We start from the raw sequence: 22,555 nt of genomic DNA, 5'->3' as shown, positions 1-22,555 counted from the left end.
TCGGTCCCGCGTTGGGCTCGGGACACCCGCAAGCGTGGCCGCCGCCCCCGCGGGGGCGGCGCGCGCCAAATGGAGGTTTTCTCATGGCCCAGGCCCCCGCCCAGAGCGACGCGCAGGCACGCGCCGAGGAGACGCGCGAGCGCGACGAGACGCTCTCCCGGCGCGAGAAGGAGAACCGGCCGGACGACAAGGCCAAGCAGCATCTCGACCGCAAGCTCGACGAGGCCCTGGAGGAGAGCTTTCCGGGCTCCGATCCAGTGTCGATCAGCCAGCCGGCCCCGAGCGCGCCCGACAAGGACCAGACCTGATCCGCGGACATCGACCCGCCGGCACGCGCGCCAGGTCGTCGCTGCATGACCGCCTCTTGGCTCTGCACGGCGGCCCGACCGGACTCCGGGACCGAGGGTTGCTGCTGTCGGCGCTTGCGCGTCCTCGACATCTGGCCGCCTACGGCGAGCAGGCCGATCTGATCGACCTGGCGATCGCCTACACGGCCGGCATCGCGGCCGGCGTCCTGGATGAGCCCGGTTACATCGCCTTTGTGCGAGAAAATGTGGTCGAGACTCGCGCGGGCGGCTGAGCGACGCGCGCCCCCCCACTGACGCCCTAATCATAAGATCATTTTCTTACAGCGTCCGGCCCCGGCAGGCTCTAGAATGAGCCTCGTCCGGCCGCGCGGCGCGCGCCACCGGACCCATCCTGATTCGCAAAAGCAAGCGTCTCTCCAGGGGGCTCATGTCTCGCAAATACTTCGGCACCGACGGCATCCGCGGCCGCGCCAACGGCGTCATCACGGCCGATCTCGCGCTGCGGGTCGGCCAGGCGACCGGCCTCGTGTTCCGCCGCGGCGAGCACCGCCACCGGGTGGTGATCGGCAAGGACACCCGACTGTCCGGCTACATGATCGAGACCGCCATGGTGGCGGGCTTCACCTCGGTCGGCTTCGACGTGCTGCTGCTCGGCCCGATGCCGACGCCCGCCGTCGCCATGCTGACCCGCTCCATGCGGGCCGATCTCGGCGTGATGATCTCGGCCTCGCACAATCCGTTCGATGACAACGGCATCAAGCTGTTCGGCCCGGACGGCTACAAGCTCTCCGACGGCGACGAGCTGGAGATCGAGGCGCTGATCGATTCCGATCTGTCCAAGAAGCTCGCCAAGTCGGCGGCGCTCGGCCGCGCCAAGCGCATCGAAGGCGTGCATGACCGCTACATCGAGTTCGCCAAGCGCACGCTGCCGCGAACCCTGTCGCTCGACGGCCTGCGGGTGGTCGTCGACTGCGCCAACGGCGCCGCCTACCGGGTGGTGCCGGAGGCGCTGTGGGAGCTCGGCGCCGAGGTGATCTCGGTCGGTGTCGAGCCGGACGGCTTCAACATCAATCACGAGTGCGGCTCCACCGCCCCCAAGGCGTTGCGCGAAAAAGTGCGCGAGCTGCGCGCCGATGTCGGCATCGCGCTCGACGGCGACGCCGATCGTGTCGTCATGGTGGACGAGCAGGGCCATCTCATCGACGGCGACCAGCTCCTCGCGGTGATCGCCGAGAGCTGGCAGGAGGACGGCCGGCTGTCGAAGCCCGGCATCGTCGCCACCGTGATGAGCAATCTCGGGCTCGAGCGCCATCTCGCCGGCAAGGGCCTGTCGTTGCTGCGCACCGCGGTGGGCGATCGCTACGTGCTCGAGCAGATGCGCGAGCAGGGCTACAATGTCGGCGGCGAGCCCTCCGGCCACATCATCCTGTCCGACTACGCCACCACGGGCGATGGCTTCGTCGCGGCCCTCCAGGTGCTCGCAGTGATGAAGAAGCTCGATCAGCCGCTGTCGAAGGTGTGCCACCGCTTCGATCCGCTGCCGCAGGTGACCAAGAACGTCCGCTACAAGAACGGCACCGGCGGCAAGCCGACCGAGCACGCCAAGGTGCTCGGCGCCATCGCGGACGCCCAGCAGCGGCTCGACGGCCACGGCCGCCTGATCGTTCGCCCCTCCGGCACCGAGCCGGTGATCCGCGTCACCGGCGAGGGCGACGATCCCGAGCTGGTCGAGGCGGTGGTCGACGATATCGTCGACGCCATCACGGCGGTGTCGGCAGCCTGATCGTCTCGCCGCGTCGGCGGCGCCCTCGGGGTCGACGGCGCCGTCCCGTCTGTCGTGCTTCACGCCCGGTGCCGGCTCGGCGCCGGGCGTTTTCGCGCCGGCCCGGCCCCGTCCAGGTCGTTAATCCAAGGTTAAGGTCGAAGGAGCGCGGCCTGCCAAAATGCTTAATCGACATTAATCATTAGGGTTAAGTTTTAAGGTTAAGTCCCTTTTAACCCTCAGTTGTCAGGATCGTTCTCGCCAGTCGGTTATCGGGTCGCGTCCGCCGCGCCCTGCCACACGGAAGGACGATGTCATGGCAAGCGTGAAGATGTTAGTAGTCGCGGGGTCGGCCGTGATCCTCTCCCTCGGCGCCGCCGGCGCCGCCGACCTGTCCCTGCCGCCGCCGGTGCCGGTGGTCCCCGAGTTTTCGGGCTGGTATCTGCGGGGCGACATCGGGTTCAGCAACCAGAAGGTCAAGAGCATCGACAACGTGCTCGACACCACGCCCGGAACCTCGGTGGCCACCGTCCACTCGTCGTTCGATGGCGCGCCGTTCTTCGGTCTCGGCGTCGGCTATCAGTTCAACAGCTGGCTGCGGGCCGACGTGACCGGCGAGTATCGCTCCGGCGCCAACTACCACGGCCTTCAGATCATCTCGTTCAACGGCGCCGTGGTCGGCACCGACGAGTACACGGCGATCAAGTCCGAGTGGCTGGCGATGGCCAATGTGTACGTCGATCTCGGCACCTGGTGGTCCGTCACGCCGTTCGTCGGCGTCGGTCTCGGCGCCTCGTACAATCACATCGGCAGCTTCGTCGACGTGAACACGCCCAATCTGGGCGTCGCCTACGCGGCCGATACCGGCAAGTGGAACTTCGCCTGGGCGCTGCACGCCGGCCTCGCCTACAAGGTCACGCCCGGCTTCACGGTCGAGCTCGCCTATCGCTATCTCGATCTGGGCGACGCCGTGTCGGGCGACATCGTCACCTACACGGGCGTGAGCAACGTCGTGAACCCGCAGAACTTCCGCGACATCACCTCGCACGACATCAAGCTCGGCGTGCGCTGGATGCTGAACGCGCCGGAGCCGGTCTATGCGCCGCCGCTGATGCGGAAGGGCTGAGACGCGCTCGACAACGCGAATCCGCCGGGCCGTATCAGGTCTCGCGTATCGGCACCGGCGGTCATCAACGGCGCGGAGCATGCTCCGCGCCGTTTGCGTTTCATGGATCGACGACGCGCGTCTCGTGTTCCGATCAAACACAGCGCGATGCACGTCGCGAGTAACGGGGCATTAAGGTTAATGCTCGATGATGAGATCGAGGCCGTGGAGAACCGCGGCTGCCGATCGAGGATCAGTCCCATGCGTTCTGTCGGCCTTTGCGCTGTCGCCCTGGTCGCACTCTCGGTTCCGGCGGTCGCCGCCGACATGCCGATCCTGCGCGGGTCCCAGGATGTCTTCCCGAGCGAGCCGGTCTATTTCCGCTGGCAGGGCGTCTATGTCGGAGGGCAGGCCGGCTACGCCTCGAGCAGCGCCGATCTCTCTCGCGCCGCCCAACCTCAGCTCCAGTATCTGCTGCGCGAAAGTGTGCTCGCCGGGCCGGTGTCGGGCTGGGAATTGCTCGGCAAGGGCAGCGCCACGGCGATCACCTATGGGGGCTTCGTCGGCTACAATTTTCAGTGGGACGACGCGGTGCTCGGCGTCGAGGCCAACTATAACCGCACCTCTTTCAAGGTGTCGTCCGCCGGCTCCCTCGCCCGCTCGCTGACCAACCCGTCCGGCAGCACGCCGCCGCCGGGCCACACCTATACCTACAACGTTGCGACGCAGGCGGCGGCCTCCATCAACGTCACCGATGTCGCGACCTTCCGGGCGCGCGGCGGCTGGGCGGCCGGCCCCTACATGCCCTACGCCTTCGTCGGCGCTGCGGTGGGCCGCGCCGATGTTTCGCGCTCGGCCTCGTTCTGGGGCACGCTCGACGACGATTACTTCGTCACCATCATCGGCCCCGGCGGCTTTCCGATTCTCGACCCGCGCCGCGACACCTACTCGCTCGTCCCGGGCCAGAAGGGCGAGAACAAGAGCGGCGTCTTCATCTACGGCTGGACCGCCGGTCTCGGCCTCGACGTGGCGCTGACCGAGAACATCTTCCTTCGTGGTGAGTGGGAGTGGGTGCAGTTCGGCTCGGTCGAGGGCATCAGCGTCAGCATCAGCTCCATCCGCGGCGCCGTCGGCGCCAAGTTCTGATCACGACCGCGGTCGAGATCGGCGGTCAGCTCTGTGGCCAGATCTGCGGTCACTACGACGGCTCGGTGGAGCTGCGGTCCGGGTGGGGTGCGCGTCGCTGCGTCGGCGGCGTGCCGACCGGAGAGCGGGGTTCGGCCTCGCCGAGGCGCGGGTCCGATATCGATGTCGGACGGGCCTCGCCGGCGCTGGCGTTTGCCGCCCTCTACAACTTGCTTCACTCTTTCTCACACATAAGCGCGACCGAGGGTTGACTTGCGCGTCGGTGTTTTCTAAGTCCGGTGGCGGGACACCCCTCCCCACCGAGGGGCGCCTATCTGAAAGGGTAGACACCATGACCGACGCTCCCGCCGCGCGTCCGCGCGTGCCCCATTTCTCGTCCGGCCCCTGCGCCAAGCGCCCCGGCTGGTCCCTCGACAATCTGAAGAACGCGCCGCTCGGCCGCTCGCACCGTGCCAAGATCGGCAAGGCGCGGCTGGAGCGTGCCATCGCGCTAACCCGGACCGTGCTCCAGGTTCCAGCGGATTATCGCATCGGCATCGTGCCGGCCTCCGACACCGGCGCCGTCGAGATGGCACTGTGGTCGCTGCTCGGCGCCCGCCCGGTCACCATGCTGGCCTGGGAGTCGTTCGGCGAGGGCTGGGTCACCGACGTGACCAAGCAGCTCAAGCTGAAGGACGTGACGGTGATGACGGCGCCCTACGGCGCGCTGCCGGACCTCGCCGCCGTCGACTGGTCGAACGACGTGGTGTTCACCTGGAACGGCACCACCTCGGGGGTGCGCGTGCCGAACGGCGACTGGATCGCCGCCGATCGCGCCGGCCTCGCCATCTGCGACGCCACCTCGGCCGCCTTCGCGCAACCGCTCGACTGGGCCAAGCTCGATGTCGTCACCTTCTCCTGGCAGAAGGTGCTGGGCGGCGAAGCCGCGCACGGCATGCTGATCCTGTCGCCGCGCGCCGTCGAGCGGCTGGAGACCTACAAGCCGGCCTGGCCGCTGCCGAAGATCTTCCGCATGACCAAGGGCGGCAAGCTGATCGAGGGCATCTTCCAGGGCGAGACCATCAACACGCCGTCCATGCTGTGCGTCGAGGACTACATCGATGCGCTCGAATGGGCCGAGTCGATCGGCGGGCTCGCCGCCCTGATGGGGCGTGCCGATGCCAACGCAGGCGCCATCGCCGACTGGGTGGCGAGGACTCCGTGGGTCGACTTCCTCGCGGCGGAGCCGGCGATTCGCTCCAACACCTCGGTGTGCCTGAAGGTGGTCGATCCGGAGATCACGGCGCGGCCGGCCGATGCCCAGGCGGCGTTCGCCAAGGCGCTCGCCTCGGCGGTCGAGAAGGAGGGCGTCGCCTACGACATCGGCTCCTATCGCGATGCGCCACCCGGCCTGCGCATCTGGTGCGGCGCCACCGTCGAGCGCGACGACGTGGCCGCGTTGACGGCCTGGCTCGACTGGGCCTTCGCCAAGGCCAAGGCGGCGCTGTCCAAGGCGGCGTGAGCTTCCTCCTAACCTCTCCCCTGCGGGGAGAGGTCGGCTTCCGCGCAACGCGAGGAAGCCGGGTGAGGGGGCTCGTGCTCTGGCGTTCTTTCCCTCTCACCCGCTCGCTTCGCTCGCGACCTCTCCACACAGGGGAGAGGTGACGAACCGAAACGCCTCATTTCCAGGATACTCACCATGGCTCCTCGCGTTCTCATCTCGGATGCGCTGTCGCCCGCCGCCGTGCAGATCTTCAAGGATCGCGGCGTCGAGGTCGACTTCCAGCCCAATCTCGGCAAGGACAAGGAGAAGCTCGCCGCCATCATCGGCAACTACGACGGCCTCGCCATCCGCTCGGCCACCAAGGTGACGCCGAAGATCATCGAGCAGGCCACCAACCTGAAGGTGATCGGCCGCGCCGGCATCGGCGTCGACAATGTCGACATCCCGGCCGCCACCGCCAAGGGCATCATCGTGATGAACACGCCCTTCGGCAACTCGATCACCACGGCCGAGCACGCCATCACCATGATGCTGGCGCTGGCGCGCGAGATTCCGCAGGCCGACGCCTCCACCCAGGCCGGCAAGTGGGAGAAGAACCGCTTCATGGGGGTCGAGATCACCGGCAAGACGCTCGGCGTGATCGGCTGCGGCAATATCGGCTCGATCGTCGCCGACCGCGCCCATGGCCTCAAGATGAAGGTGATCGCCTACGATCCGTTCCTGTCGCCGGAGCGGGCGGTGGATCTCGGCGTCGAGAAGGTGGAGCTGCCCGAGCTGTTCCGCCGGGCCGACTTCATCACCCTGCACACGCCGCTGACCGAGAAGACCCGCAACATCATCAGCGCCGATGCCATCGCCACCATGAAGAAGGGCGTGCGCATCATCAACTGCGCTCGCGGCGGCCTGGTGGACGAGACGGCGCTGCGCGCCGCGCTCGACGCCGGACAGGTGGCGGGTGCGGCCTTCGACGTGTTCACCGAGGAGCCGGCGACCCAGAACGTGCTGTTCGGCCACCCCAACGTGATCTGCACGCCGCATCTCGGCGCCTCGACCACCGAGGCGCAGGAGAACGTCGCGCTTCAGGTCGCCGAGCAGATGTCGGATTACCTGCTCCAGGGAGCGATCTCCAATGCGGTGAACTTCCCCTCGATCACCGCCGAGGAGGCGCCACGCTTGAAGCCGATGGTGGAGCTGGCCGAGAAGCTCGGCTCGTTCGCCGGCCAGCTCACCGAGACCGGCCTGGTCAAGGTGCAGATCACCTACGAGGGCCACGTCGCCCAGATGAAGACCAAGGCGCTGACCTCGGCGGCACTCGCCGGGCTGCTGCGGCCGATGCTCCAGGACGTCAATTTCGTCTCGGCGCCCGTGGTGGCGCGCGAGCGCGGGATCGTGGTCGAGGAGGTCACCCGCGAGCACGAAGGCGACTACGAGAGCCTGATCACCGTGACGGTGGAGACCGAGCGGCGCACCCGCTCGGTGTGCGGCACGGTGTTCGCAGACGGGCGTCCGCGCATCGTCAACATCAAGGGCATCCGGGTCGACGCCGAGTTCGGCAAGTCGATGCTCTACGTCACCAACGACGACGCGCCGGGCTTCATCGGCCGCTTCGCCTCGCTGCTCGGCGAGGCCGGTCTCAACATCGCCACCTTCAATCTCGGCCGTGATGCGCCAGGCGGCAACGCCATCGCGCTGGTCGAGGTCGACGGCGAGGTGCCGGCCGAGGTGCTGGAGCGGGTCGGCAAGATTCCGAACGTGCAGCAGGCCCGCGCGCTGCGGTTCTGAGATCGATCCGCTGGACTGGACGGTTCGAAGGCCCCGGCGCAGCGCGCCGGGGCCTTTTCTCATGCCGACCGGGTCGCCAGCCGGGCGGCCAGACGCTCCTCCTGGGCACGCAGCTCGGGCGTCAGCGCCTCGCCGAAGTCGTCGGCCTCGAACACCGGCCGGATCTCCACCGTGCCGTCGCGGAAGGGGGCGCGCCGCAGCCAGTCGACCGCCTCCTTCATCGAGGTCACCTGCCACAGCCAGAACCCGGCGATCAGCTCCTTGGTCTCGGCGAACGGGCCGTCCATCACGGTCCCGTCCGGAAAGGCGACCCGCACGCCGCGGGCGCTCGGGTGCAAGCCTTCTCCGGCCAGCATGATGCCGGCCCGGACCAGCTCCTCGTTGAAGCGGCCCATGGCGGCGAGCTCCTCGGTGCTCGGCATCACGCCCGCTTCCGTGTCCTGGCTCGCCTTGACGATCACCATCACCTTCATGTCGGTCTCCCCTTGCCGTCGAGAACGGCGGCCGCGGGTCCCCGGGCGCCGGACCGCATCTTACGGTCGCTCCGAGGACGTTCGGGGGTAGCCGAACCCGACATCGCCGGGCGCCACACGCATGATGGTATGGAGTGACGGTGTTCGTCCGAGCGAGGCATGGCCACGTTGCGAAGTTCGCAACAAGCGACGCGACTTGTCATGGTCATGACAAAACGCAAAGCCGGCGGTAGCGCGATCTGGTCCCATGCAACCGTTTGCTGATCGCCGGAGGCTCGTCCCTGCGACCCGACCCCCGACGGAGTCGACCGGCGGCACCAGGGGGAAATGTCGATGAGTGAGGCAGTGTACGCGCGCATCCGCGCCAATCCGAAGTTCGTGCAGCTCGTCGAGCGCCGGGGCCGGCTGGCCTGGACGCTCGCCGCCGTGGTGTTCGTGCTGTTCTACGCCTTGGTGCTGACCATCGCGTTCGCGCCCGGCGTGATCGGCAGCCGTGTCATGGAGGGCTCGACCCTGTCGGTCGGCATCGCGGCCGGGCTGTTCCAGTTCGTGTTCTTCTGGGTGCTGACCGCCGTCTATGTCGGCAAGGCCAACAGCGATTTCGATGCGATGACGGCCGAGGTGGTGGCCGACGCGGTCGCCGCCGAGGTGGCATCGAACCGTGACCCACCGCCCGCCGCGCCCGCCGTCGAGCGTGTCAAGGAAGCCTCGGGAGCCGCGCGATGAGCACCCACCGCACCACCATCACCCCGCCGGCCCGTCCGTTCCGGCTCTCTCGCGCGCTGACCGGCCTCGTGTCGACGATCGCGTCGATGCTCGCCGGTCCCGCGCTGGCGGCCGGCCCGGCCGTCGGCGACGCCGCCAAGCAGGCGACCAACTGGCACGCCATCGCGATGTTCGTCGCCTTCGTGCTGCTGACGCTCGGCATCACCTACTGGGCCGCCAAGCGCACCCGCTCGGCCTCGCACTTCTACACGGCGGGCGGCGGCATCACCGGCCTTCAGAACGGCCTCGCCATCGCGGGCGACTACATGTCGGCGGCGACGCTGCTCGGCCTCACCGCCATGGTCTACACCACCGGCTACGACGGCTACATCTACATGATGGCCTTCTTCGTCGGCTGGCCGATCATCCTGTTCCTGATGGCGGAGCGGCTGCGCAATCTCGGGCGCTACACCTTCGCGGACATCACCTCGTACCGGCTCGATCAGGGCCGCGTGCGCACCATGGCGGCGGTGTCGTCGCTCACCGTCGTGTGCTTCTATCTCGTCGCCCAGATGGTGGGCGCGGGCCAGCTCATCAAGCTGCTGTTCGGGCTCGACTACGTCATCGCGCTGTTCATCGTCGGCGGCCTGATGATGATCTACGTCACCTTCGGTGGCATGATCGCCACCACCTGGGTGCAGATCATCAAGGCCTGCATGCTGCTCGCCGGCGGCACCTTCGTGATGCTCCTGGCCTTGCAGCAGTTCGGCTTCAGCTACGCGACGCTGGTCACCGAGGCCACCGCCACCCACAAGCTCGGCTTCAAGCTGTTCCAGCCGGGCGCGCTGCTCGCCGATCCGGTCAATGCGGTGTCGCTGTGCATCGGGCTGATGTTCGGCACCGCCGGCCTGCCGCATATCCTGATGCGCTTCTTCACCGTGTCGGACGCCAAGGCGGCCCGCAAGTCGGTGCTTTATGCGTCCGGCTTCGTCGGCTACTTCTTCAACGTCATCTTCCTGATGGGGCTCGCCGCCATCGTCATCGTCGGCACCAACCCGGCCTATTTCGAGGGCGGGCAGATCGGCGGCCGCATCGTGGGCGGCGGCAACATGGTGGTGATGCATCTCGCCAGCGCGGTCGGCGGCGATCTGCTGCTCGGCTTCCTGGCGGCCGTCGCCTTCGCCACCATCCTGGCGGTGGTGTCGGGCCTGGCGCTCGCCGGCGCCTCGGCGATCAGCCACGATCTCTACGCCCGGGTGATCATGAAGGGGCGGGCGACCGAGCAGACCGAATTGCGCGTCTCCAAGTTCGCGTCGATCGGCCTCGGCATCGTCGCCATCACGCTCGGCATCCTGTTCGAGCGGATGAACGTCGCCTTCATGGTCGGCCTCGCCTTCGGGATCGCGGCGTCCGCCAACTTCCCGGTGCTGATCCTGTCGATGTACTGGCGCGGCCTCACCACCAAGGGCGCCGTCGCCGGCGGCTATGCCGGGCTCGTCTGCGCGGTCGTGCTGGTGGTGCTGTCGAAGCTCGTCTGGGTGCAGGTGCTCGGCTACGCGACGCCGATCTTCCCCTACGACCAGCCGGCGCTGTTCTCGATGCCGCTCGCCTTCCTGGTCACCATCGTGGTGTCGCTGCTCGATCGCAGCCGCGCCGCGGAGGCCGAGAAACGGGCCTTCGAGGACCAGTATGTGCGCGCCCAGACCGGCTACGGTGCCGCCGGCGCCGTGTCGCACTGAGCCTGACGCTCGGGGCGGGACGCCCCGAGCCTCGTGAAGCGAGCCCGGCGCCCGTCTTCGCGCGGCCGCCGGGCTTTTCGCGCGCGCTTCTCGGCCGCAGGGTTCAACGGGTGCGGCCTCGCGGCCGCTGGACTCAGCGCGTGCGGCCTCGCGGCCGCACGGGGGTCGGCACCTCGGGACGGGTCCGGAGCGGCAATTCGGCTGAAGCCAGGGCCGGGGCCTCGGCCGGAGCGGGTGCGGCCGATGTTCCGACCGCCGGCGCGCCGGCGGTCGCCGGCCGGTCGCGATAGAGGTCGGCGCGGGTCGGCGGCAGGCCGGCGGGGCCACGCCTGCGCTTCGAGGCGAGCGTCTGGTAGAGCCCGACGGTGTTTCGCTCGAACGCGATGGCGCAGGCCGCGAGATACGCGATCCACATCCGCGTCTTGACCGCGCCAACCTCGGCGATGGCCGCCGCCTCGTTGGCGAGCAGGCGGTCGTGCCATAGCCGGCAGGTGTGCCAATAGTGCTCGCGGAGCTGCTCGACGTCGTGCACCTCGAAGCCGTGCCGCTCCAGCATCGTCACCGTGTTGCCGATGTGGTCGAGCTCGCCGCCCGGAAAGATGTACTTGGTGAGCAGCGCGAACTCCGGCCGCTTGCGGCGGAAGCTGCGGTCGTCGCGCTTGGCCGGCCGGGTGATGGCGTGATGCAGGAACAGGCCGCCCGGCTTCAGCACGCGCTGCACCGTGTCGTAATAGGTCGGGTAGTTGTCGATCCCGATATGCTCCTGGATGCCGATCGCCGCGACCTTGTCGTACTGGCCGTCGACGGTGGAGTAGTCGCGCAGCTCGATCCTCACCCGGTCCTCGAGGCCGAGCCTCCGGATCTTCTCCTGCGCGAAGGCGACCTGCTGCTCCGACAGGGTGACGCCGTGCGCCGTGACGCCGTAATGCTCGGCCGCGTAGCACGACAGCGCGCCCCAGCCGCAGCCGACATCGAGCAGCGTGTCGCCCGGCTTCAGCCGCAGCTTGCGGCAGATATGCTCCAGCTTGTCGCGCTGGAGCGTGTCGATGTCGTTGTCCCAGTCGGTGCAGTAGCCGCAGGTGTAGACCATCTCGCGGTCGAGCCAGAGCGCGTAGAAGGCGTTCGATACGTCGTAGTGATAGGCGATGTTCTGCTTGTTCTCGCTGGGCGCGCCGCTGCTCGGCCGCTCGCTCGGCTGCGCCTCCAGCGGCCACGGGCCGCCGCGCGACACGAACAGGAACCGCCGCACCGTCTCCAGCGTCAGCCGCTTGTCGAGGGTCTTGAGGAAGTCCTTGGTGCGCACCTTCGGGCGCTGCCGCACCAGGTCGAAGAGGGTGCCGCCGAGGAGGGCGACGCGGCCTGCCGCCCACAGGTTGGCGAGCGTCTCCAGGTTCGGCCGGCGCACCATCGCGGCCACCACGCCCTCGTCCGCGAGCCTGACGGCGAGCGCGCCGTCGGCCAGGTTGGCCGGCACCCGCGAGCCGTCCCACAGCACGAAGCCGACGTCGAGGGCGAGGCGCTCGCGGGCATGGGCGAGCAGCCGGCGGAAGCTGTCGAGGCGTCGTGCGGCGGCGGTCATCGGTGTCCTCGCTCCCGTCGGGTGCATGTCGGTCCGGTCGGGCGGGATATTGCAGAAGTGCGGCCGGCATGGAATAGGCTGCCGCCCCGAAGGGCGGTTCCCGCCCGGCAGGCCATCCGCTCCCGCGCGACGGCCCGAGGCAGACGACGCGCATGATCATCGCCATCGACGGGCCGGCCGCCTCCGGCAAGGGCACTCTCGGCAAGCGCCTGGCGGCCCACTACGGGCTCCGCCATCTCGACACCGGGCTGCTCTATCGCGGCGTCGCCCATGTGCTGCTGTCGGCCGGTCATCCGGCCGACGACCGCGTCCGTGCCGCCGCGGCGGCGGCGGCGCTCGATCCCGGCCGGCTCGACGAGGATGCGCTGAAGACCCAGGCGGCGGGCGAGGGGGCCTCGATCGTCTCGGCCTTCCCGGAGGTGCGGGCGGCCCTGCTCGACGTGCAGCGGAGGTTCGCCGCGGCGCCGCCCGGCGCGGTGCTCGACGGCCGCGACATCGGCACGGTGATCTGCCCGGATGCCGACGTGAAGATCTTCGTCACCGCCTCGGCCGAGGAGCGCGCCCGCCGCCGCTTCCTCGAGTTCCGCGCCCGCGGGCTCGCGGTCACCGAGGCCGAGGTGCTCGACGACATCCGCCGCCGCGACGCCCGCGACACCGGCCGCGCGGTGGCCCCGCTGCGGCCCGCCGCCGACGCCCGGCTGCTCGACACCACCGCGCTCGACGTCGAGGCGTCGGTCGCCGCCGCCATCGCGCTGGTCGAGGCGGCCCGCCGCTGAGGGCCCGCGCCGGCCGTCGACCGGCCGGCCTCAGTCGTCGCCCGGGCCGGCCCCGGAGGTGACCCGCACGTCCACCGTCATGCCGAGGTCGTCGGCGCGGCTGCCGTGGAAGGTGCCGGAGAGCGGCACCGCCTGGGCCGGCGTACGCGCCACCGCGACGCGGATCAGGTCGCGGTTGCCGATGATGCCGTTGGTCGGGTCGAACTCCACCCAGCCGGCGCCGGGCACGTAGACCTGGCACCACGCATGGGTGGAGCCGCCGCCGAGATGGCGCGGGCCGTCGCGGGTCGGCACGTAGAGATAGCCGGACACGAAGCGGGCCGCGAAGCCGAGGCTGCGCACCGCCTCCATCATGAACAGCGCGAAGTCCCGGCAGGTGCCGCGGCCGAGATGGAGCGTCGCCAGCGGGTCCTGGGTGCCGGCCTCGCTGCGGCGCTTGTAGACGAAGCTTTCGCCGATCGCCGTGGTCAGGGTCATCAGCAGCCGGCCGGTCGGCGTCGCCTGGCCCTGGCGGAGAAACCGGCGGGCCCAGCGCTCCAGCTCGCCGGCGGGATCGCGGCATTGGCGGGTCATGAAGGGGGCGAGATCGGGTTGCTCGTCGGCCGCATAGGCGAACGGGTAGGTGAGGGCGTAATCCTCGATGCGGAACTCGACCGGATCGGGGAAATGCTCGACCGCGATGCGGTTCTCGAACTCCAGGGTGTCGGCTTCGGCCTCGAAGCCCGCGAAGGCGACCGCGTTGCCGAACGCATCGTGCACCCAGCGTAGGCTGCGCGGGGCCGGCGCGATGCGCAGCGAGGCGTCGATCAGGCGCTGATCGAAGGAATCGCGCGGCCGGAACATCATCCGGTGCTCGCCGAAGGCGACCGGCCGGCGGTACCGATAGGTCGTCAGGTGGCGCACGAACAAGGTCGTCATGGTCGGTCCTGGCGGCAGACGCGCGGCGCGGCGACGCTCGTTCTACCATCCCATACCATTTCCGGTGCCGGCGGCGGGGATCGCCTGGGTCGCGAGTCGCCGGGCTCCGGCTGCCGTGGCGGCGGCCTTGCTCCGGCCCTGCCCGATACGATATAGACGCCGCAGTCCGGGCTGCCGACAACCTCGAAGCCGCCCGAGCCGAACCGTCGCTGCCGACCTGTCCGGAGACGCCTCCGGACAAGGCCGGCTATGGCCGTTCGATGGATCGCATCCCGGTCTGCGGGATCGGTCCGGCTCCCGCGACGCCTGGCGCCGCGGCGCCCCGGGCACTCTGCATTCGTCCCGACCGCTCGGTTGATCGGGCCGGCCCATCTCGCGCTCTGCCGTCCCCTCAGGGGGAGGCGGGCGGTGGTGGCAGCCGAAGGCTACGGGGCCTTCGGCCCGAGCGGTCACAGGACGGTTGTCAACACCAGCCCGCCGGCTGTCCCGTCAGGAGACTTCATGGTTCAGACCGCTCAAACTCAGCCCATGCGCGAAGACTTCGCGGCCATGCTCGAGGAATCCTTCACCCAGGGCAACCTGCACGAAGGCACCGTCATCAAGGGAACCGTCGTCGCGATCGAGAAGGATCTCGCGGTCATCGACGTGGGGCTGAAGACCGAGGGGCGCGTGGCGCTCCGCGAGTTCATGGGGCCCGGACGGCAGAACGAGGTCAAGGTCGGCGACACCGTCGAGGTCTACCTGGAGCGCGTCGAGAACGCGCTCGGCGAGGCCGTGCTGTCGCGCGACAAGGCGCGCCGCGAGGAGAGCTGGGGCAAGCTCGAGCGGGCCTTCCAGAACAACGAGAAGGTCCAGGGCGTAATCTTCAACCAGGTCAAGGGCGGCTTCACGGTCGATCTCGACGGCGCCGTCGCCTTCCTGCCGCGCTCGCAGGTCGACATTCGTCCGATCCGCGACGTCACCCCGCTGATGAACGTGCCGCAGCAGTTCCAGATCCTCAAGATGGATCGACGCCGCGGCAATATCGTGGTGTCGCGCCGCACCGTGCTGGAAGAGACCCGCGCCGAGCAGCGCCAGGAGCTCGTCCAGAACCTCGAAGAGGGGCAGGTGATCGACGGCGTGGTCAAGAACATCACCGATTACGGTGCGTTCGTCGACCTCGGCGGCATCGACGGCCTGCTGCACGTGACCGACATCGCCTGGCGCCGTGTCAACCACCCGTCCGAGGTGCTGAACATCGGCCAGCAGGTCAAGGTCAAGATCATCAAGATCAACCACGAGACCCACCGCATCTCGCTCGGCATGAAGCAGCTTCAGGCCGATCCGTGGCAGGGCATCGAGGCGAAGTATCCGGTCCATACGCGGCTCAACGGCCGCGTCACCAACATCACCGACTACGGCGCCTTCGTGGAGCTGGAGCCGGGCATCGAGGGCCTGATCCACGTCTCCGAGATGTCGTGGACCAAGAAGAACGTCCACCCGGGCAAGATCGTCTCCACCTCTCAGGAGGTCGAGGTGCAGGTGCTCGAGGTCGATCCGGTCAAGCGCCGCATCTCGCTCGGCCTCAAGCAGACCATGCGCAATCCGTGGGAGGTCTTCGTCGAGAAGTACCCGCCCGGCTCGGTGGTCGAAGGCGAGGTCAAGAACAAGACCGAGTTCGGCCTGTTCCTCGGCCTCGACGGCGACGTCGACGGCATGGTCCACCTGTCGGATCTCGACTGGAAGCGTCCGGGCGAGCAGGTGATCGAGGAGTTCAAGAAGGGCGATCACGTCCGCGCCCAGGTGCTCGACGTCGACGTCGACAAGGAGCGCATCTCGCTCGGCATCAAGCAGCTCGAGGGCGACCCCTTCGCCGAGGCCGGCGACGTCCGCAAGGGCGCCGTGGTCACCGGCGAGGTGATCGAGGTGAAGGAAGGCGGCATCGACGTGAAGATCGTCGGTACCGACCTGACCGCCTTCATCAAGCGGTCCGAGCTGGCCCGCGACCGCTCCGAGCAGCGTCCCGATCGCTTCGCGGTCGGCCAGAAGGTGGATGCCCGCGTCACCCAGTTCGACCGCAAGTCGCACAAGGTGCAGGTCTCCATCAAGGCGCTCGAGGTGGCCGAGGAGAAGGAGGCGATCGCCCAGTACGGCTCGTCGGACTCCGGCGCGACGCTCGGCGACATTCTCGGCACCGCGCTCAAGCGCGCCAACGAGAAGAAGGACTGATCGGACCGCGGTGCCGTCATTCCGGGGCGCGGCGAAGCCGCGAACCCGGAATCCAGTGGCGGGCGCGTTCTTCTCGGCTGGAGTCCGGGTCCATGCGCTCATGCGCGTGTCCGGAATGTCCACCCCGGGAGCCGATCAACGAATCGTTTGGGAACCGGCCGCGCGAGCGGCCGGTTTCGCCTTTTCGGCGCCCGATTCGTGCATAATGGCGGACCGTGGCCCCGACGCCGTGCAGCCCCCGTGCCGCCCGGCCCTGGCGCTGGCGCCGCCGGAACCCGGCAGATCAGGAAGAACCGATGTCGCTCGACGCCGATGCTCTCGTCGACCGCCGCCGTCTGCGGCGCAAGCTCACCTTCTGGCGCGTCGCCGCCGTGCTGGTCGCGGTGGCCGGCGTGGCGGTCGCCGGCTCGGCGCTGCGCGACCGCCCCGAGCTCGGCTTCGGCGATGGCAGCCAGATCGCCCGGATCGCCATCCGGGGCGTGATCCGCAACGATCAGGAGCGGGTCGAGGCGCTGGAGAAGCTGGCCAAGTCGCGCGCCGCCAAGGCCGTGGTCGTGCACATCGACAGCCCCGGCGGCACCACGGCGGGCTCCGAGCAGCTCCATACCGCGCTGCGCAGGCTGGCCGAGAAGAAGCCGACCGTGATCGTGGTCGACGGCATGGCGGCCTCGGGCGGCTACATCGCCGCCATGGCGGGCGAGCACATCATCGCCCAAGGCAACTCGATCGTCGGCTCCATCGGGGTGATGTTCCAATATCCGAACGTCGCCGACCTCCTGAAGACCCTCGGGGTGCGCATGGAGGAGGTGAAGTCGTCGCCCCTCAAGGCCGCCCCCAACGGCTTCGAGCCGACGAGCCCGGAGGCGCGGGCCGCCATCGCGGCGCTGGTCGCCGATTCCTACGATTGGTTCCGCGGCATGGTGCGCGAGCGGCGTGGCATCGACGGCGAGCTGCTCGCCCGGGTCACCGACGGGCGGGTGTTCACCGGCCGCCAGGGGATCGAGCTGAAGCTCGTCGATGCCCTCGGGACCGAGGAGACGGCGATCGCCTGGCTGGCCAAGGCCAAGGGCATCGACCCCAAGCTGCCGGTCAAGGACTGGGAGCTCAAGGCGCGCATCGGCGACCTGTCGTTCCTCCACCTCGCGGCCGCCTCCGTGCTCGACGCGGTCGGCCTCGGGGGGCTCGCCCGGACCCTCGCCGAAACGGGGACAATCCAGTCTTTTGAACGCCTTAATCTTGACGGCCTGCTGGCGCTTTGGCACCCTGCGGCGGCAGATTGAGCGGCGGGCCGGCGGCCGCACCCGCCGTCGTCGTCCGCATGCGCCGCCGGCGCCCGCGGGCGGCTCGATCGGGACACGGCAGCCTCCTGGCGGAGGTGTGCCGGGGAAGCGTGGTCCCGGCGCTGATCGGTGGAAGGCGAAGATGATCAAATCGGAACTGGTCCAGCGCATCGCGGCACAGAACCCGCACCTCTATCAGCGGGACGTCGAGAACATCGTCAACGCCATCCTCAACGAGATCACCGCGGCGCTGGCGCGGGGTGACCGCGTCGAGCTGCGCGGCTTCGGCGCCTTCTCGGTCAAGCAGCGGCCGGCCCGCACGGGCCGCAATCCGCGCACCGGGCAGCACGTCGACGTGGACCAGAAGTGTGTGCCGTTCTTCAAGACCGGCAAGGAGATGCGCGAGCGGCTGAACCGCCCGGAACCCCAAGCCTGATTGACCGAAAGCGTTTTCAAATGATCCGTCGAATCCTGGCTGCCGTCGTCCTCGTCCCGTTGATGATCGCCATCGTGGCGCTCGCCCTGGTGAACCGTCACGGCGTGCCGATCGCCATTGATCCGTTCAACGCCGGCGATCTCACCCATGCGGTGCAGGTGCCGCTGTTCCTGCTGGTGTTCGGTGTCCTCGCCGTCGGCGTGGTGCTCGGCGGCGTCGGCGCCTGGCTCAAGCAGAGCAAGTGGCGCCGCGCCGCGCGCCGCGCCGAGTGGGAGCTGTCCGCCGCCAAGGCCGAGGTGGCCCAGCTCAAGGCCCGCCTCGTCGACGCCGAGGAGGAAGGCCGCCGCTGGCCGCCGCGCGCCCTCCAGCGCCCGGCCGCCTGAGGCGAGGGAAGCCGCAGGTCGGACGCCGTAGGTCCGTCGACGGTCACGAGCGTCGTTGCCGCCCCCTTGCGGCAGCGACGGCACGACCGCCTCTCGGGGGAGGCGCTCAGGGTCGGCGCAGTGGTGAACCCGTCCTCGGTTTGGAGGTGGTGCCGTGAACGCCCCGGACATCAACCGCTCGATCCTGCGCATGCACGTCGCCGCCATCGAGGCGAAGCACCCGCTGAAAATCCTCGGGCTGCTGCCGCGGGGCAGCATCGGTCACGTCTCCGCCGACGACGCCTTGGAGTTTCTCGCCGAGAAGCGGCCCGGGCTCGATCTGCTCGGCCTGGCCCAGGCCGAGGTCGATCTCGGTGACTTGCTCGGGCGCCACGTCGGGATCGTCCTGGTGAGCGGCTTGACGGGATCGGAAGCGGTCGACTTCCCGCGCTTGGCGCGGCCGCTGTGAGCCGCTCGGATATCGATCGTTTACGGGACGCGCGAGATTTCGCCCGGCATGCGCAAGACAATGCCGAAGGGCTCGGTCCGATCGGGTTGCTGGGAGCGGATCGGCATCGGCACGCGGCACTCTACGATCTCGTGGTCCTTGGAGAGGCTTTCAGCAAGGTCTCGCCGGAGATCAAGGCCGCGGCACCCGCGATACCGTGGCGATCCGTTATCGCTCTGCGGAACATCATCGTGCATTCGTATTGTCAGATCGACTTGGACATGATCGGAGACGTGATCGACAACCGGATCGGGCCGCTGATCGACCAGCTCGACGAGCTGATCGCCCTGATTCACCTGCAAGATCCATGACCCTCGAGATCAAGATCTGCGGCCTCAGCACCGCCGTCGGGCTCGACGCCGCGATCACGGCCGGCGCCGACCTGGCGGGCCTCGTGGTGTTTCCGCCGTCGCCCCGGCATGTCGATCTCGCTGCCGGGCGGGCGCTGGCGGCGCGGGCCCGCGGCCGCATCGCCATCGTGGCGCTGACGGTCGATGCCGACGACGCGCTGCTCGGCGACATCGTCGCGGAGATCGTCCCCGATATTCTCCAGCTCCACGGCCGCGAGAGCCCCGCGCGGGTCGCCGCCGTGCGGGCGCGGTTCGGACGCCCGGTCATGAAGGCGCTGCCGGTCGCCACGGCGGCGGACCTCGCGGTGGTGCCGGCCTATGCGGCGGTGGCCGACCGGCTGCTGTTCGACGCCAAGGCGCCGAAGGACGCCACCCGGCCGGGCGGGCTCGGCCAGCCCTTCGACTGGCACCTTCTCGAACGCCTCGACCCCGGCCTCGCCTTCATGCTGTCGGGGGGCCTCGATGCCGCCAACGTGGCCGAGGCCCTGCGGATCACCGCCGCGCCGGCCGTCGACGTGTCGTCCGGGGTCGAGCAGGCGCCGGGCGACAAGAACCCGGACAAGATCGCCGCCTTCGTGCGTGCGGCGCGCGAGGCCGCGGCCGCCTTGCCTCTCCCCTAACGGCCGGCTTGGTGCTAGCAAGGGGCCGATCGTGACGGCGGCGCGACCGCGCGCCGGCGACGGGTGGGCTCGCGCATGGAGCGTGCCGCCTCGCCTCGCAGTCGGCCGCCGATCACACAGCATCGTCGCGCCCGAGCCCCCGGGGGGCCGTCCCGTCGGGAGCCGGACGCGCCGAGAGACCGTTTCCGCCGTGACCGCAGAGCCCGAGACCGCAGAGGCTGGGATCGCACCCGCCAGAACCTTACTCCAGACCTTTCGCCGGGATTTCACTTCAGGACCGCACGCCAGGACCCGCATGAGCACGCCGCAGCCTCTCAATTCGTTCCGGACCGGGCCCGACGAGCGCGGCCGTTTCGGCCTCTATGGCGGTCGCTTCGTGGCCGAGACCCTGATGCCGCTGGTGCTCGACCTGGAGCGCGCCTATGCGGCCGCCAAGGCCGATCCGGCGTTCAAGCAGGCGATGGACCACCATCTCGCCACCTATGTGGGACGGCCGTCGCCGCTCTACTTCGCCGAGCGGCTGACCGCGCATCTCGGTGGCGCCAAGATCTACTTCAAGCGCGAGGATCTGAACCACACCGGCGCCCACAAGGTGAACAACGTGCTCGGCCAGATCATGCTGGCGGTGCGCATGGGCAAGCGGCGGATCATCGCCGAGACCGGCGCCGGCATGCACGGGGTGGCCACCGCGACCCTGTGCGCCAAGTTCGGGCTCGACTGCATCGTCTACATGGGCGCCGTCGACATCGACCGGCAGCAGCCAAACGTGCTGCGCATGAAGGCGCTCGGCGCCGAGGTGCGGCCCGTCACCTCGGGCTCGGCGACCCTCAAGGACGCCATGAACGAGGCGCTGCGCGACTGGGTCACCAATGTCGAGACGACGTTCTACTGCATCGGCACGGTGGCGGGGCCGCATCCCTATCCGATGCTGGTGCGTGACTTCCAGTCGGTGATCGGCATCGAGACCCGCGCCCAGATGCAGGAGGCGGAAGGCCGCCTGCCGGACTCGCTGTTCGCCTGCATCGGCGGTGGCTCCAACGCCATGGGGCTGTTCCACCCGTTCCTCGACGACACCGGGATCGAGATCTACGGCGTCGAGGCGGCCGGCCACGGCGTCGATACCGAGCAGCACGCCGCCTCGATCACCGGTGGCCGGCCCGGCGTGCTGCACGGCAACCGCACCTACTTGTTGATGGACCGCGACGGCCAGATCGCCGAGGCGCACTCGATCTCGGCCGGTCTCGACTATCCGGGCGTCGGGCCGGAGCATGCGTGGCTCGCCGATGTCGGCCGGGTGACCTACCTGTCCGCCACCGACGACGAGGCGCTCGACGCCTTCAAGCTGTGCTCGCGGATGGAGGGCATCATCCCGGCGCTGGAGCCGGCGCACGCGCTCGCCAAGGCGTTCGCGCTGGCGCCGCAGAAGCCCAAGGACCACCTGATGGTGGTCAACATGTCGGGCCGCGGCGACAAGGACCTCGACGCCGTCGCCCGCCATCTCGGAGGAGCGCTGTGACGCAAGGCAGCATTCCGACCCGCGTTGCCGCTTCGCCGCGGCGGTCGACCTCTATCCGACGGGGAGAGGTGACGGTGCTCCTGGCAGGCGTGGCGAACAGCAACTCCGTCGTGTCGTTCCGGCTGGACCGGCAGGGCGTCGGCCATCACCTCTCCCCGACGGGGAGAGGTCGGTTTCGGCGCAGCCGGAACCGGGTGAGGGGGAGCCGCCCTCAGTGCGGGCGCAGCGTGCGGGCGATCATCTCCAGCACGCCGTCGATGTTCTCGTACACCTCGGTGTTGGTCACCCGAACCACGTGGAAGCCGAGCGAGGCGAGCACACGGGTCCGGCCCTCGTCGCGCTCGACCGCCGACCGCTCGCCGTGGGTCGCGCCATCGACTTCGACGATCAGCTTGCCGTCGAGCGTCACGAAGTCGACGATGAAGCGGTCGATCGGATGCTGCCGACGGAATTTCCACCCGGCCAGCCGCCGGCCGCGCAGCGCCGCCCACAGCCGAGCCTCCGCGCTGGTCTGGTTTGCGCGTAGCGTTTTTGCCGATGTCCTGAAGCGCTCCATCCCCCTCACCCGGCCGTCCTCGCTCCGCTCAGCCGGCCGACCTCTCCCCGTCGGGGAGAGGTGTAGCACGGGTCGTGGCCCGCGATGAGAACCGACAGATGACCACCACCCGCATCGATGCCCGTTTCGCCGCGCTCGAGCGCGAAGGCCGCGCCGGCCTCGTCACCTTCGTGAGCGCCGGCGATCCCGATCCCGAGACCTCGCTGGCGCTGGTGCGTGCGCTGCCGGCCGCCGGCGCCGACGTGATCGAGCTCGGCATGCCGTTCTCCGATCCGATGTCGGACGGCCCGACCATCCAGGCGTCGTCGCAGCGCGCCCTGAAGCACGGCCAGACGCTGGCCGGCACACTCGCCCTGGTGCGGGCCTTCCGCGAAGGCGACGACGCCACCCCGATCGTGCTGATGGGGTACTACAATCCGATCTACATCTACGGCGTCGACCGCTTCCTCGCCGATGCGCACGCCGCCGGCGTCGACGGCCTGATCGTCGTCGACCTGCCGCCCGAGGAGGACGCCGAGCTGTGCGTGCCGGCCATGAAGGCCGGCCTCAGCTTCGTCCGCCTGCTCACCCCGACCACCGACGCGGCGCGCCTGCCGGCGGTGCTCGCCAACACGTCGGGCTTTCTCTACTACGTGTCGATCACCGGGGTGACCGGCACCGCCAAGCCCGATTTCGCCGCGGTCGGCCGCGCGGTCGCCGCCGTCAAGGCGAAGACGCCGCTGCCCGTCGCGGTCGGCTTCGGGGTGCGTACCGCCGCCGACGCCGCCGCCATCGCGGCCTACGCCGATGCCGTGGTGGTGGGCTCCGCCATCGTGTCCGCCATCAAGGCGAGCCTCGACGCGAACGACGCCGCGACGCCGGCGACCGTCGAGGCCGCCACCGCTCTGGTGCGCGAGCTCGCCGGCGGCGTGCGCGCCGCCCGGCGGACCGCCGCCGAATAACA

Annotated in this window: 23 protein-coding genes; 19 read left to right on the top strand and 4 right to left on the bottom strand. The window is 69.3% G+C overall.

The window, feature by feature from the left end; genetic code table 11:
• The first annotated feature begins 83 nt into the window (after window positions 1-83).
• From ACFQUV_RS01540 to serA, 7 genes are all read left to right on the top strand, one after another.
• A complete protein-coding gene (locus ACFQUV_RS01540) occupies window positions 84-308 on the top strand; it encodes a hypothetical protein (RefSeq protein ID WP_165363802.1) in 225 nt (74 codons plus the stop codon).
• Window positions 309-406: 98 nt separating this feature from the next.
• Window positions 407-580 carry a hypothetical protein gene (locus ACFQUV_RS01535; RefSeq protein WP_371851688.1) on the top strand — a complete coding sequence of 58 codons (174 nt, stop codon included), beginning with the start codon at window positions 407-409 and terminating at the stop codon, window positions 578-580.
• 155 nt (window positions 581-735) lie between these two features.
• Window positions 736-2,091 carry a phosphoglucosamine mutase gene (gene glmM, locus ACFQUV_RS01530; RefSeq protein ID WP_129608181.1) on the top strand — a complete coding sequence of 452 codons (1,356 nt, stop codon included), beginning with the start codon at window positions 736-738 and terminating at the stop codon, window positions 2,089-2,091.
• A 295-nt stretch (window positions 2,092-2,386) separates the two neighbouring features.
• Entirely contained in the window at window positions 2,387-3,196 is an 810-nt protein-coding gene (locus tag ACFQUV_RS01525) for an outer membrane protein (RefSeq protein WP_129608182.1), read from the top strand.
• Between the two features lie 240 nt (window positions 3,197-3,436).
• Window positions 3,437-4,321, top strand: coding sequence for an outer membrane protein (locus ACFQUV_RS01520; protein ID WP_165363805.1), 885 nt, complete (start codon window positions 3,437-3,439; stop codon window positions 4,319-4,321).
• Window positions 4,322-4,652: 331 nt separating this feature from the next.
• Window positions 4,653-5,822 (top strand): phosphoserine transaminase, encoded by a 1,170-nt coding sequence (locus ACFQUV_RS01515; RefSeq protein WP_129608184.1) that lies wholly within the window; start codon window positions 4,653-4,655, stop codon window positions 5,820-5,822.
• A gap of 177 nt (window positions 5,823-5,999) precedes the next feature.
• Complete coding sequence (gene serA, locus ACFQUV_RS01510; RefSeq protein ID WP_129608185.1) at window positions 6,000-7,586, top strand: phosphoglycerate dehydrogenase; 1,587 nt, start codon at window positions 6,000-6,002, stop codon at window positions 7,584-7,586.
• Between the two features lie 59 nt (window positions 7,587-7,645).
• On the opposite strand, the gene ACFQUV_RS01505 is transcribed toward serA, so the two are convergent.
• Window positions 7,646-8,059, bottom strand: coding sequence for a YciI family protein (locus ACFQUV_RS01505; protein WP_111387317.1), 414 nt, complete (start codon window positions 8,057-8,059; stop codon window positions 7,646-7,648).
• Between the two features lie 333 nt (window positions 8,060-8,392).
• Here ACFQUV_RS01505 and ACFQUV_RS01500 point away from each other — a divergent pair, with 333 nt between their 5' ends.
• Both ACFQUV_RS01500 and ACFQUV_RS01495 read left to right on the top strand, forming a co-directional pair.
• Window positions 8,393-8,785, top strand: a complete 393-nt coding sequence (locus tag ACFQUV_RS01500) for a DUF485 domain-containing protein (RefSeq protein ID WP_207211405.1) — start codon at window positions 8,393-8,395, stop codon at window positions 8,783-8,785.
• Entirely contained in the window at window positions 8,782-10,503 is a 1,722-nt protein-coding gene (locus tag ACFQUV_RS01495; RefSeq protein ID WP_129608186.1) for a cation acetate symporter, read from the top strand. The genes ACFQUV_RS01500 and ACFQUV_RS01495 overlap by 4 nt, the downstream gene beginning before the upstream one ends.
• Before the next feature lie 133 nt (window positions 10,504-10,636).
• Here ACFQUV_RS01495 and ACFQUV_RS01490 read toward each other — a convergent pair whose 3' ends face one another.
• Window positions 10,637-12,082 (bottom strand): cyclopropane-fatty-acyl-phospholipid synthase family protein, encoded by a 1,446-nt coding sequence (locus ACFQUV_RS01490; RefSeq protein WP_129608187.1) that lies wholly within the window; start codon window positions 12,080-12,082, stop codon window positions 10,637-10,639.
• Between the two features lie 152 nt (window positions 12,083-12,234).
• Between ACFQUV_RS01490 and cmk the strand changes: the two genes are divergently transcribed.
• Window positions 12,235-12,858 carry a (d)CMP kinase gene (cmk, locus tag ACFQUV_RS01485; protein WP_129608188.1) on the top strand — a complete coding sequence of 208 codons (624 nt, stop codon included), beginning with the start codon at window positions 12,235-12,237 and terminating at the stop codon, window positions 12,856-12,858.
• Between the two features lie 30 nt (window positions 12,859-12,888).
• On the opposite strand, the gene ACFQUV_RS01480 is transcribed toward cmk, so the two are convergent.
• Window positions 12,889-13,776 (bottom strand): transglutaminase family protein, encoded by an 888-nt coding sequence (locus tag ACFQUV_RS01480; RefSeq protein ID WP_129608189.1) that lies wholly within the window; start codon window positions 13,774-13,776, stop codon window positions 12,889-12,891.
• A 501-nt stretch (window positions 13,777-14,277) separates the two neighbouring features.
• On the opposite strand from ACFQUV_RS01480, the gene rpsA reads away from it, so the two are divergent.
• The 8 genes from rpsA to trpB all read left to right on the top strand — a co-directional run bounded on the left by rpsA (window position 14,278) and on the right by trpB (window position 21,056).
• Entirely contained in the window at window positions 14,278-15,984 is a 1,707-nt protein-coding gene (gene rpsA, locus ACFQUV_RS01475) for a 30S ribosomal protein S1 (RefSeq protein ID WP_129608190.1), read from the top strand.
• A gap of 296 nt (window positions 15,985-16,280) precedes the next feature.
• Window positions 16,281-17,264: a signal peptide peptidase SppA gene (gene sppA, locus ACFQUV_RS01470; protein WP_111385946.1), complete on the top strand. Its 984-nt coding sequence runs from the start codon at window positions 16,281-16,283 to the stop codon at window positions 17,262-17,264.
• 142 nt (window positions 17,265-17,406) lie between these two features.
• Window positions 17,407-17,700 carry an integration host factor subunit beta gene (locus ACFQUV_RS01465; protein ID WP_111385945.1) on the top strand — a complete coding sequence of 98 codons (294 nt, stop codon included), beginning with the start codon at window positions 17,407-17,409 and terminating at the stop codon, window positions 17,698-17,700.
• Between the two features lie 20 nt (window positions 17,701-17,720).
• Window positions 17,721-18,083 (top strand): lipopolysaccharide assembly protein LapA domain-containing protein, encoded by a 363-nt coding sequence (locus ACFQUV_RS01460; protein WP_129608191.1) that lies wholly within the window; start codon window positions 17,721-17,723, stop codon window positions 18,081-18,083.
• A 154-nt stretch (window positions 18,084-18,237) separates the two neighbouring features.
• Window positions 18,238-18,531, top strand: coding sequence for a hypothetical protein (locus tag ACFQUV_RS01455; RefSeq protein WP_111385943.1), 294 nt, complete (start codon window positions 18,238-18,240; stop codon window positions 18,529-18,531).
• Entirely contained in the window at window positions 18,528-18,881 is a 354-nt protein-coding gene (locus ACFQUV_RS01450; protein ID WP_165363806.1) for a DUF86 domain-containing protein, read from the top strand. The genes ACFQUV_RS01455 and ACFQUV_RS01450 overlap by 4 nt, the downstream gene beginning before the upstream one ends.
• Complete coding sequence (locus ACFQUV_RS01445; RefSeq protein WP_129608193.1) at window positions 18,878-19,540, top strand: phosphoribosylanthranilate isomerase; 663 nt, start codon at window positions 18,878-18,880, stop codon at window positions 19,538-19,540. The genes ACFQUV_RS01450 and ACFQUV_RS01445 overlap by 4 nt, the downstream gene beginning before the upstream one ends.
• 295 nt (window positions 19,541-19,835) lie before the next feature.
• Window positions 19,836-21,056, top strand: coding sequence for a tryptophan synthase subunit beta (gene trpB / locus ACFQUV_RS01440; RefSeq protein WP_129608194.1), 1,221 nt, complete (start codon window positions 19,836-19,838; stop codon window positions 21,054-21,056).
• A gap of 211 nt (window positions 21,057-21,267) precedes the next feature.
• Here the strand turns inward: trpB and ACFQUV_RS01435 are convergent, their stop codons facing one another.
• Entirely contained in the window at window positions 21,268-21,612 is a 345-nt protein-coding gene (locus ACFQUV_RS01435) for an endonuclease domain-containing protein (RefSeq protein ID WP_111385939.1), read from the bottom strand.
• A gap of 98 nt (window positions 21,613-21,710) precedes the next feature.
• Here ACFQUV_RS01435 and trpA point away from each other — a divergent pair, with 98 nt between their 5' ends.
• Window positions 21,711-22,553 carry a tryptophan synthase subunit alpha gene (gene trpA / locus ACFQUV_RS01430; RefSeq protein WP_129608195.1) on the top strand — a complete coding sequence of 281 codons (843 nt, stop codon included), beginning with the start codon at window positions 21,711-21,713 and terminating at the stop codon, window positions 22,551-22,553.
• Window positions 22,554-22,555 lie beyond the last annotated feature (2 nt).

Source organism: Rhodoplanes sp. P11, assembly GCF_964266735.1.
GTDB lineage: Bacteria > Pseudomonadota > Alphaproteobacteria > Rhizobiales > Xanthobacteraceae > Rhodoplanes > Rhodoplanes serenus.
This window is presented reverse-complemented; position numbering and strand designations above follow the sequence as displayed.